Source organism: Neokomagataea anthophila (assembly GCF_018122595.1).
Lineage (GTDB): Bacteria > Pseudomonadota > Alphaproteobacteria > Acetobacterales > Acetobacteraceae > Gluconobacter > Gluconobacter anthophilus.
On the sequence record NZ_JAGRQH010000063.1, the window covers coordinates 1 to 262 of the forward strand.

At 43.1% G+C, this 262-nt stretch carries 1 protein-coding gene; it reads right to left on the reverse strand.

Features of this window, described 5'->3' with window-relative positions; translation table 11 throughout:
• A partial coding sequence (locus KB213_RS12095) for an ABC transporter permease subunit (protein WP_249110576.1) occupies positions 1-247 on the reverse strand: 247 nt, incomplete at its 3' end.
• Positions 248-262 lie beyond the last annotated feature (15 nt).

Here is a 262-nt window from a genome sequence, read left to right on the forward strand (position 1 = left end):
GAACGTTCGGAACAATATGACGTAATACGATGTTGCGAGTGGAAACACCACCAACTACTGCTGCTTCAATGAATTCTTTCCGTTTTAGACTTAATGTTTGCCCGCGCACAATACGCGCCATATCCAGCCAGGACACCATGCCGATTGCCACAAATATCAATAGAATATTCTGGCCAAAGAAGGTCACCAGCAGAATAACGAAGAACATAAAGGGGAATGAGTTAAGAATTTCCAGCAGGCGCATCATCAGTGAATCAATTTT